Source organism: Kitasatospora sp. NPDC041917 (assembly GCF_055589745.1).
The window spans coordinates 234701-244397 of the sequence record NZ_JBVJBI010000002.1 but is presented as its reverse complement, the minus strand read 5'-3'; the positions used below and the strand labels follow the sequence as shown (position 1 = coordinate 244397).

Sequence of the window (9697 nt, the reverse complement as noted above, 5' to 3'; positions counted from 1 at the left end):
GGCCTCCGCCGGTGGCCTCCCAGCCGGACCAGCCGCTGTTGGGTGCGGTCTGGTAGCGGTGGAAGACGCCGACCTGGCCGGAGGCGAAGACTTCGAGCCGGCCGTCGGCGTTGGGGCCGACGGCGATGTCGTGGCCTCCGGTGCCGAAGTCCTCCCAGGCGGACCAGGCGCCGGAGGGCTGGAGCTGGTAGCGGTGCTGGAGGGTGGAGCCGTTGATGGCGAACACCTCCAGTCGGCCGTCGGCGTTGGGACCGATGGCGAGTTCCGCGCCGCCGGGGCCGCCGAGGTCCTCCCACTCCGACCAGCCGCCGTTGATCGCGGTCTGCCAGGCGTGCGAGACGCCGTTCGCGCCGGCGGCGAACACTTCGAGGCGTCCGTCCGCGGACCGGGCCGACACCACCCGGCCGGACTCCGCCGGATACACCAGCGGCGCGGGGCGGGGGCCGCTTCCGGGGACACAGGGCACGGTGACGCCGCGCTCCGCGAGATAGGGCTCCGGGTCCGTGCGCATGGACGCGTTCGGGTCGGCCCAGACCCGCAGGTGCAGGTGCGGGCCCGTGGAGTTGCCCTCGCTGCCCATCAGCGCGATCTGCTGGCCGGCCGTCACGTCGTCGCCCTCGAAGACGTCCCGCCGCTGCATGTGCCCGTACTCGGTGATGGTCCCGTCCGGGTGCAGGATGCGGATCCACTGGCCGTAGTCGGGCGTCGTGCCGGAGAGGACGACCCTGCCGTCGCCGGCCGCGTAGATCGGGGTGCCGTAGTCGTTGGCGATGTCGATGCCGTTGTGCTCCTGGGAGTAGTGCTGGGAGATCTGACCGCGGGCCGGGCAGGCCGCCGCGAACCCGGCGGCCAGGGTGGGAGCGGCCACGGCGGGAGCGGCCGGCACGGTGAGCGGCAGCAGCAGGGCGGCCGCGGCCCGGGCCGACCACGAGGTGAGGGAGACCATCGGAACGCCCCTCACGCCTTGCGCAGGCGGCCGATGATGCCGTCGATGTCGCGCTGCATCATGTCGGGGCGGATGAAGTGGCCGCCCGACTCCTCGTGGGCCTCGTACGGGATGCCGGCACCGTCGAGCAGGGCGCGGAACTCCCGCTGGCCGGCCAGCACTTCGGTCTCGTTGAAGGTGTCGAAGGGGTTGGTCGGGTCGGGGCTGGTGCCGGCGACCAGGAAGATCCGCTTGTTGCGGTAGCTCTCCAGGCGCTCGACCGGGTTGTCGGCGGTCACCCTGGCCTGGTCCCACAGCGGCATGCCGTAGATGCTGCCGCCGGCCAGGTCCTGCACGGCGGAGGAGACGTTGGCCCAGTGCGCGAGCGCGCCGCTGTGGAGGCGCAGGCTGGCCGGGCCGGAGTGGGCGCTGACCGAGGCGAAGTGGCCCCAGTACTTGGCGGCGTACTTCAGGGCGCCGAAGCCGCCCATGGAGAAGCCGGAGACGGCGCGGCCCTCGGGCTCGGCGAAGGTGCGGAAGTTGGCGTCGACCCAGGGAATCAGCTGGTTGATGTGGAAGGACTCCCAGTTGCGGGGGCCGACGTTGGTGCTGACCGGGTTGGAGTACCAGCCGGCCTGCCCGCCGTCGGGCATCACGACGATCAGCGGCTTGCCGATGGTCCAGTCGCGGACGCCCCGGCGGTCGAACTCGATGAAGTCCTGGAGGCCGCCGTGCAGCAGGTAGAGGACCGGGTAGGTGCGGCCGCTGGTGTGGTAGTCGTCGGGAAGCAACACGTTGACGGCCGGGTCCCAGCCGATCTCGGCGGTCCGGAAGCGGTAGTACCACATCCGGGCGTCGCCCTCGTTGCGGTCGGAGATGTGCAGGCCGAAGCCGTCGTCGGCCGCGCGAGCGGCAGAGGCAGTCGCGAGGACGCTCGCGCCGCCGAGCGCCAGCGCGGCGCCGAGCCCGCCGGCGGACTTGAGGATGCTCCTGCGGGTGGGGTGGTTCGCGGTCACCGTGATCTCCTGAAGGCGCGTGATGGCGGTCCGTCCGGACCGCCGGAACTTCGACGGTTCGGACGGTAGCCACGCGCCGCTGGACATGGAACCCGGAACCATACGGACTGACAGCGACGGCTCCGGGCGTGGAGACTGAGGGGCTGTTGTCCGGACTTGAGGCAAGGGGTCTTTGGCAAGTGGTCAGCGTCCGACTCTCCCGGCGCTTCGCTGTCTCGTGATGATCGGTCCGCTGAGTCCAGGGGCTGACGGCGGCGCGGGCGAAGCATTCGCCGATCTTGCCGGTGGCGATGACGCCGACGGTCATGCCGTGGATGTCGCGGCCGAGGAGGCCATCGAGGCGGAAGCCGAACTCGCGGGTGCGGTTGGCGGCGCGGGTGAGGCGGCGGTTGACGGCGAGGGCAAGGGTCCAGGCGTATTCGGCGACCGCACGGCACCCACGGTCCGGCGCGTCAGGGGAGCAGGGCCTCGATCTGGGCGAGGTGGGCGGCGAGGATTTCCTCGAATGCGGCGCGGCGGTCCGCTCCGAGGGGGCGGATGTCGCGGGCGAAGTGGGCCAGGGCGGGGAAGTGTTCGGGGTCGGCGCCGAGTACGGCGACACGGAACTGCTCCATGCCCTGCTCGTACTCCTCGGGGGTGACGGTGCTGATGCCGGCCTCGGAGGAGATCAGTGCCGCGAGGAGGATGACGATGCGGTGGTACCGCACCGCGACCTCCTCGTCGGGCAGGCCGGACGCGCGCAGGGCATGAGTGGCAGCGCGTTCGCGACACGGCCGCCGGAGCCGGACCTCTCGGCGATCACGACCGAGGAACTGCTCGCCTACCGCGACACGGAGAACCGCTGGCGGGCGTCGGGCGCGGCTCGGGCCGTCCTCGGGGAACCCGATCCCGGCGCCGCGATCGCCTGGCGGCAGGTGGCGCTGCCCGGCCGCGACGTTCCGGTCCGGGTGTACCGGCCGGTGTCGACGGGGGAGGGCGAGGCCGGCGCCCGAACCGACCTGCCACTCGTGGTCCATGTCCACGGCGGCGGCTTCGTGGGCACGGCGACCCAGTGCGACTGGGCCAACAGCCACCTCGCCGTCGAGCTGCCCGCGCTGGTCGTCTCGGTCGAGCACCGCCTCCTCGCCCCCGGTAGCCCGCTCGCGGACGCCGCCGACGACGGCTGGGGCGTGCTGGAGCACGTGGTGCGGCATGCCGCGCAGTGGGGTGTCGACCCGGCGCGCACGGCCGTCTTCGGTGAGAGCTGCGGCGCGCTGATCGGCGCGTTGACGGCGATCAGGGCCAGGGAGGCCGGCGTGGAGCTCAAGGCACAGGTGCTGGTCAATCCGGTGGTCGACGTGACCGGGACGGGGATGTTCGACCACCCCTCGATCGCCGAGTACGCGGACAACCCGACCCCGGCCCTGCCGCTGCTGCGGCTGTTCCAGCGGCTCGCCGTTCCGCCGGGGGCCGACGCCGGCGCGGTCTCACCGCTGCACGCGAACGACCTGAGCGGGCTCGCCCCGGCGCTGGTGGTGGTGCCCACCCGGGACGCGGTCGCCGACCACGGCCGCAGCTACGCCGAGCGGCTGCGCGAGGCAGGGACCCCCGTGCGGCTCTCCGAATACCCGGGAGCCAAGCACGCGTTCCTCACCCTGCCCGGCCTGGAACCACAGGCCGAGGCCGCCCGGGCGGAGATCCTCGCGTTCCTCCGCGCGGCCCTGGCCGAGTGACGGAGGAACGACTGCCGACACCCGCAGAACGTCCTCGCATCACTCCTGGTAGCAGCACCCGCCGTACTCGTCGCAGTCGTATTCGAAGCCGTCGTCGGCGCCGTGGGTACGGCTCAGCTTTTGGTCGTCCGCGGGGCAGATCGGGGTGAACGACGGATTGACCTGGAGGAACGTCGAATCCTTCAGGGAGAACACAGAATTGACGACATCGAGGCCGTGTTCGCGAATCCCTTGCTGAATGAAGTCGAATGCGTCGTAGACGTGGCCGCAGGCGCACGTGATCGGGGCGCATCTGAAGTTCGCGACCCTGACGCCCAGCTCTACTCGAATCCTTTCGGTTTCCTCAGGGGATATCGGGCGGAGCCCCGTGCGGCGAATCCGCTCCGGAGTCCAGAACCGCTCCTTGATGACAGCGGCCTGGGTGCGGGTCAGGTAGAACGAAGCCGAGATGCCACTCGCGATCGTGGCGATGACGATGTCCGCGACGGCTTCGTCGTCCGCTGAAGCCACCACCTTTCCGGTGGCGACTACCTTGTCGATTTCCGCTAGCAGCTTCATGGTGCCCACTTCTTGAATTTCTGCGATTCACCTGCGGTGTCCGCGAACTCTCGGTGATGCGCATCATTTCGCTGTCTCGTCCGCCGGAGACCGGGTGCGGGTGAGGTTTCAGAGTCGGAGGGGGCCATCAGGCCTGTGGAGGTGCCTATTGTCAGTGTGCGACGTCCCGCGACCGCTCAGCAACCGGACCGGAGAGCCACCGTGATCGGCAGGATTTCCGGTCAATGGGTTGCAGATCTCCGGGATGGGGTGTCGGATCCCGGCCATGACGATGGTGCTGGGAACGCCGACGGCAGGCGGGGTGCGCGAGGCCCGGGCCCTCCGCCCCCAGGGGTCCGCCGAGCGGAGCTGCCAGCAGGTTCATACGGGCTGGAGTCGGGTCCGGTTCGGCTGGTGACCGGGCGCCGCTCCGACCGGGCCCCGCCCCTACCGGGCCGGTACCGCCGATGGCTGGTACCGGCCCGGTAGGGGCGGTTGTGCACCTGCCGGCCGGCGCCATCACGGAGGGCTCAGGCCGTCCTTGACGAGTGGTGTGCCGGCCGGCACCGCCTCCTGCCTACTCTGTCCGGCCGCTGGTCCGGCCCGTGATCAGCGCAGGTGCCGGGCGAAGAACCCGGCCGCGTCCTCCCCGGCGAACTGCGGGACGCCCGTGTGCCCGCCCATGTTGGCGTGCAGCGTCTTCTCCTGGGAGCCGAAGGCGTCGAACAGGTCCAGGGACGCCTGCCGGTCGTTCCCTTCGTCGTCCCACTGCAGCAGGACGTGCAGCGGAACGGTGACCCGGCGGGCCTCCTCGAACATGGCGCGGGGCACGAAGCTCCCGGCGAAGAGGCCGGCGGCCACGATGCGCGGTTCGACCACCGCCAGCCGGATGCCGATGGAGATGATTCCCCCCGAGTACCCGACCGGGCCGTCGATCCCGGGCAGCGCGAGGAGGGAGTCCAGGGCGGACTGCCATTCCGGGACGGCCCGGTCGACGAGCGGGAGGATGAGGGCGTCGATGATCTCGTCACTGACCGGCTCACCGGCGGCCATGGCCTGCCGCAGGTCGGCGCGGGCCTGTTCGGCCGCGGCCCAGCGGGGCCGGTCACCGCTCCCGGGGAGTTCGATGGTGGCCGCGGCGAAGCCGTCCGCCGCGCAGCGTCGGGCCCGGGCGACCAGCCGGGGGTACATCTTGTGCAGCCCGAGCGGGGGGTGGCCGAGCAGGATCAGCGGGACCGGCTCGGACGCGGAGGCGGATGCGGGCGTCCACAGGATGCCGGGGATCTCGCCGAGGGTGAACTCGCGCTCAAGGATGTCGTCGTCGAGGCGCTGTTCGGAAGTGAAGTTCATGGTCGTGCCTTTCGGGAGTGCGCTGGAACGGCGCTCCCGGACGACGACCTATCGCCCGACCGTGACCCCGGAGGAGAGCACCCATGTCGATACGTTCACGGGTACCACCTCCTTGTTCTCTCGCACGGCCTCCGGAAGGCTAGCAGATCGGCGGAAGCAACGGTCGATGAAGCGAACGCGCGTCCGTCGAGGTTCGACGGCATGCGGTCAAGGCCCGGTGGCACGCTCGACGCCATCACCGTGTCCGGCGTGCGGGGCTCGCGCATCGCTCAGTCAACGTCCGTGAGAGTCCTCGGCGCCGACCATCCCGACACGCTGATCACCCGGAACAACCCGGCCATGTGGCGGGGGAAGACGGGGGAGCGGGCCGAGGCGATCGCATCCTTCGAGGCGCTCCTCCGCGACATGCTGCGGGTCCTGGGAGCGGACCACCCCCAAACCCTCATCGCGCGCAACAACCTCGCCGCGACGCGGCACGAGGCGGGGGACGCCGTGGGCGCGGCCGCCGAGTTCGAGGAGATCCTCGCGGACCGGGTCCGGGTCAGCGGCCCCGACCACCCGGACACCCTCCACTCCCGTACCAACCTCGCCTACTGGCGGGTGGAGGCGGACGATCTCCGGGGTGCGGCCGCCGCCTTCGGGGAGCTCCACGCGGGCCGTGTCCGGGCGCTGGGGCCGGACCACCCCGACACCAGGCGCGCCCTGGCCTCCGTCGCCGGGCCGCCGTCGGGGCATGATCAGAACTCATGATCCTTGTCCCGAAGTGTCGTTGTCGTCCCGGCGTCGTTGTTCCCTACGGTGAGGCTGCGAGGACGTCCGGCGCGGACACCGGCACCGTGGCGCCGCCCCTCGCCCCCGGGCCCGGGCCGGGTTCGCGAAAGGCACGTACCCATGCCGATGGACATCGTCGACGCTCAGATCCACCTCCACCTCGCCATGAGCGCCGAGGAGACCCTCGCTGCCATGAACGCCCTGGGCATCCAGGCGGCGGTGATCGACGAGTTCTGGGGCTTCGAGGCCCGGACCGGCCACGGCGAGCCGGGCATCGCGTTGCCGGGGGCCCGCGCGTTCCGTGCCGTCGCGCCCGGGGCCGAGATGGCGTCGATCCGGTACCCCGAGCGCTTCTGCTACCTGCTGCGCATCCACCACCGCGATCCCGAACTGGCCGCCGGTATCAGGGCCGTGGCCGATGCGCCGCACGCCCGGGCGGTGCGGATCGTGGCACGCGAGGACGAGGACGTCAGGGAACTGGCCCGCGGCGACTACGGGCCGGTGTTCGACGCCTCCGCCGACCACGGCCTGCCCGTCTTCGCGATGACGGCGCGCAACGGGCACCTGCTGCGCCCCTACGCGAAAGCCCATCCCGACACCCCGATCGTCCTCGACCACGTCGGAATGCCGGTGAACGACGAGGAGTTCGAGGACGTCCTGCGGCTGTCCGACCAGTCGAACATCATGATCAAGTGGGGGCACGGCCCGGAGCTGTTCCACGCCGGTGACTACCCGTTCACGCCCGCGCTCGACAAGCTGCTGCGCGTGCTGGACGCCTTCGGCCGCGAGCGCGTCATGTGGGCCAGCGACCACACCATGATCAGCGGCGACCACTGCTGGGCCGACGAACTCTTCGCCCTGCGGGAGACCGACCGGCTCGGCGCCGAGGACAAGGAGTGGCTCCTCGCCGGGACGGTGCGTGCCGTCCTGGACTGGCCGCGCCCGGCGAAGCCGTGAGCGGTGCGGCTGTTCGGCGGAGGTGACGGCCGGTCGGCACGGGCGGCACGGTCGGAACCCTTCCGGATCCGCCCCGTCGGCCCGTCCCGTCGCCGGTCGCCGAGTGCCGCGTGAACCAGAGGGGAAGGCCCCGCTCCAGGGCGGTGAAGTCTCGGTGGTCGCGACCCGGGATTCCCGCGAACCAGTCAACAACGCTGTCGGTCAGTGCTATGTTACCCGGCGGTTCGAGAGTCGGTGCGACGGCTCCGGACTGTGCGTCCCGCCACAAGTCACCACTGCCTCAGCATCGTTGACACCGAAGGGACCCTCCACGTGACCGTGCGCAAGCTGACGCTGTCAGCCGCGGCGACAACCACCGTGCTCCTCCTCTGCGGCGCCGTCCTGACCGGAGCGGTGGCCTCACCGGCCGCCGCGAGCACCACCGCAGCCACCGCAGCCACGACGACCACGGCAGCCGCGCCGACCGCGTCGTCCGACCCGTCGGCCTCGTCCGCCGCCCCGAGCGCGTCGGCGACGCTGGCGCCCCCGACGTCCGGCACGGCCGCGGCCACGGTGGCGGCCCCGGCGCAGGGCAGCGCGCCGGCGACCGCCACCACCGCCCCCGTCCTCGCGCTCTCCTCCTACGACCCGACCACCGGCGCCGCCGTGCTCGCACCGGCCACCACCGGTCCGCAGGCACCGTCCGCCCTGGCCGCGAGCCCGGACGCCGCCGCGGCCGCCGTCCGGCCCGGGCAGCTGATCGACAGCCCGCCCACCCCGGCGGCCCCGCACGGCGCGCTGGTCGCCGTCACCGATGTGCAGCCGACCGCCGACGGGAAGGTGGCCGTCTCCACCCGCCCGGCCACCCTCCCCGAACTGCTCGGCGGCACCAGCGCAAGCCTGCGCAGTGCCGTCAGCCCGAGCAGCTTCGACGTCCGGCCCCAGATCGGCGGAGTCCAGGTCGTCACCGACCTCGGAGCGACCTCCGGTCAGGGCTCCGTGTCCGGCAGCCTGGGACTGAGCGCGAACGCCACCGTCCCGCTGCCCGACGGCAGTTCGGCGAAGCTGTCCGGCTCGGTCTCGCTCCGTCCGGCCATCGACTTCTCCTACCAGGGCGGCCTCGGCGTCATCGACCCCCAGCAGGCCCGGGTCGGCTTCACCCTGGGCGCGCACGCGGACTGGCACGTCAGCGCGAACCTCACCGCGAGCACCGGGCCGATCCGGATACCCCTGGCCACGTACAGCGCCAGCCCCGTGGTGATGGTCGGCCCGCTGCCCGTCGTGATCAACCTGGCCTTCACCCTCTCGGCCGACATCAGCGCCGACGGCACCGTCAGCCTCGACGCCGAGCAGGCCTACGACGGCCAGTGGGGCGTCCACTCGGACTACGTCAAGGGCCCGGGCTGGACGACCACCACCGACCCCGGGAACTCCACCGTCTCCCCGCTGCGCCTCGACCTCAAGGGCTCCGCCTCGGCGAAGGCCGGCCTGCTCGCCGAGGGTTCGATCGCCCTGTACGACACGGTCGGCGTGAAGGCGTCCATCGAGCCGTACCTGCGGGCCGTGGTCAACGGCTCCGTCGTCCTCGACGGCGCGGGCACCACGCCGGACGTCAACGGTGCGGCGGCCCTCTACGGCGGACTCGACATCAACGGGGCGCTGATGGCCCGGCTCGTGATCCTCGGCACCCCGATCCTGGAGGCGGACCTGCCCTTCCTGGCCTTCCACCGCGAATGGCCGATCGCCTCGGTCAGTGTCGGGCAGCCCCCGGTACGGCTGGTGGACTGGACCTCGCTCAACGCCAGCCTGTTCGACGACAACCACTCCGCCTACCTGAAGACCCGGCCGGACTGGGACCCGTACGCCCTCAAGGCCGCCTGCCCGGACGGCAGCCGGCTGATCGGGCTGAGCTACGGCGGCGACAACGGCCTCTGCACGGACGTCACGAAGGCGGACCTGTGGGACGCCGGCCGCGCGTTCGTCGTCGACCACGGCGGCACCTACGTGACCACCGAGTGGGCGTCGGGCTACGCCAAGGCCCAGTGCCCGGCCGGCTCGGTCATGACCGGGTACAGCCGCAACGGCCGGACGATGGGCGCGCTGTGCGCCAAGTCCGCAGCCCCGCTGGGTACTTCGACCCGGACGCTCTGGTTCGAGAAGGGCGACAACCGCCCGGTCGCGGCCGGTGGCGGTGACTTCTCGTACGGCTTCGCCAAGGGCCAGTGCGCGGACGACGAGGTCGTCGCGGGCATGGCCTACAGCACGCCCTGGTGGCAGCTGTGGGCGGCGCGGCCGTCCGCGCTGCTCTGCCAGAAGCTCGCCCTCTGACAGCCGTAGGGCAGCCACCCCCGAACACGGCCGGCCCACGGCCGACCACGGCTGATTGCGGCTGATCGCGGCTGATCACCGAGCAGGTCGCGCGGCCGGGCGCCACCCTCCACCGGATGGCG

8 protein-coding genes and 2 pseudogenes are annotated in these 9697 nt (G+C 71.8%); 4 read left to right on the top strand and 6 right to left on the bottom strand.

Annotation, left to right across the window (positions count from 1 at the left end; all coding sequences use genetic code 11):
* From ACZ6EM_RS03235 to ACZ6EM_RS03220, 4 genes and pseudogenes are all read right to left on the bottom strand, one after another.
* The coding region (locus tag ACZ6EM_RS03235; protein ID WP_465771564.1) for a peptidoglycan DD-metalloendopeptidase family protein at positions 1 to 946 on the bottom strand (946 nt) is incomplete at its 3' end.
* A gap of 11 nt (positions 947 to 957) precedes the next feature.
* Positions 958 to 1941 (bottom strand): alpha/beta hydrolase, encoded by a 984-nt coding sequence (locus ACZ6EM_RS03230; protein WP_401050156.1) that lies wholly within the window; start codon positions 1939 to 1941, stop codon positions 958 to 960.
* A gap of 259 nt (positions 1942 to 2200) precedes the next feature.
* Positions 2201 to 2338 (bottom strand): annotated as a pseudogene (locus ACZ6EM_RS03225) (2-hydroxyacid dehydrogenase); the annotation flags it as partial.
* A 55-nt stretch (positions 2339 to 2393) separates the two neighbouring features.
* Positions 2394 to 2687 (bottom strand): annotated as a pseudogene (locus ACZ6EM_RS03220) (TetR/AcrR family transcriptional regulator); the annotation flags it as partial.
* On the opposite strand from ACZ6EM_RS03220, the gene ACZ6EM_RS03215 reads away from it, so the two are divergent.
* Complete coding sequence (locus tag ACZ6EM_RS03215; protein WP_465771563.1) at positions 2688 to 3653, top strand: alpha/beta hydrolase; 966 nt, start codon at positions 2688 to 2690, stop codon at positions 3651 to 3653.
* Between the two features lie 39 nt (positions 3654 to 3692).
* Here the strand turns inward: ACZ6EM_RS03215 and ACZ6EM_RS03210 are convergent, their stop codons facing one another.
* Positions 3693 to 4211 carry a hypothetical protein gene (locus tag ACZ6EM_RS03210; protein WP_401050179.1) on the bottom strand — a complete coding sequence of 173 codons (519 nt, stop codon included), beginning with the start codon at positions 4209 to 4211 and terminating at the stop codon, positions 3693 to 3695.
* A 588-nt stretch (positions 4212 to 4799) separates the two neighbouring features.
* Complete coding sequence (locus tag ACZ6EM_RS03205; RefSeq protein WP_401048586.1) at positions 4800 to 5540, bottom strand: dienelactone hydrolase family protein; 741 nt, start codon at positions 5538 to 5540, stop codon at positions 4800 to 4802.
* Between the two features lie 282 nt (positions 5541 to 5822).
* On the opposite strand from ACZ6EM_RS03205, the gene ACZ6EM_RS03200 reads away from it, so the two are divergent.
* The 3 genes from ACZ6EM_RS03200 to ACZ6EM_RS03190 all read left to right on the top strand — a co-directional run bounded on the left by ACZ6EM_RS03200 (position 5823) and on the right by ACZ6EM_RS03190 (position 9575).
* Positions 5823 to 6290: a tetratricopeptide repeat protein gene (locus tag ACZ6EM_RS03200; RefSeq protein WP_465771498.1), complete on the top strand. Its 468-nt coding sequence runs from the start codon at positions 5823 to 5825 to the stop codon at positions 6288 to 6290.
* 141 nt (positions 6291 to 6431) lie between these two features.
* Positions 6432 to 7268, top strand: coding sequence for an amidohydrolase family protein (locus ACZ6EM_RS03195; RefSeq protein ID WP_465771497.1), 837 nt, complete (start codon positions 6432 to 6434; stop codon positions 7266 to 7268).
* Positions 7269 to 7580: 312 nt separating this feature from the next.
* Positions 7581 to 9575: a hypothetical protein gene (locus tag ACZ6EM_RS03190; protein WP_465771496.1), complete on the top strand. Its 1995-nt coding sequence runs from the start codon at positions 7581 to 7583 to the stop codon at positions 9573 to 9575.
* Positions 9576 to 9697 lie beyond the last annotated feature (122 nt).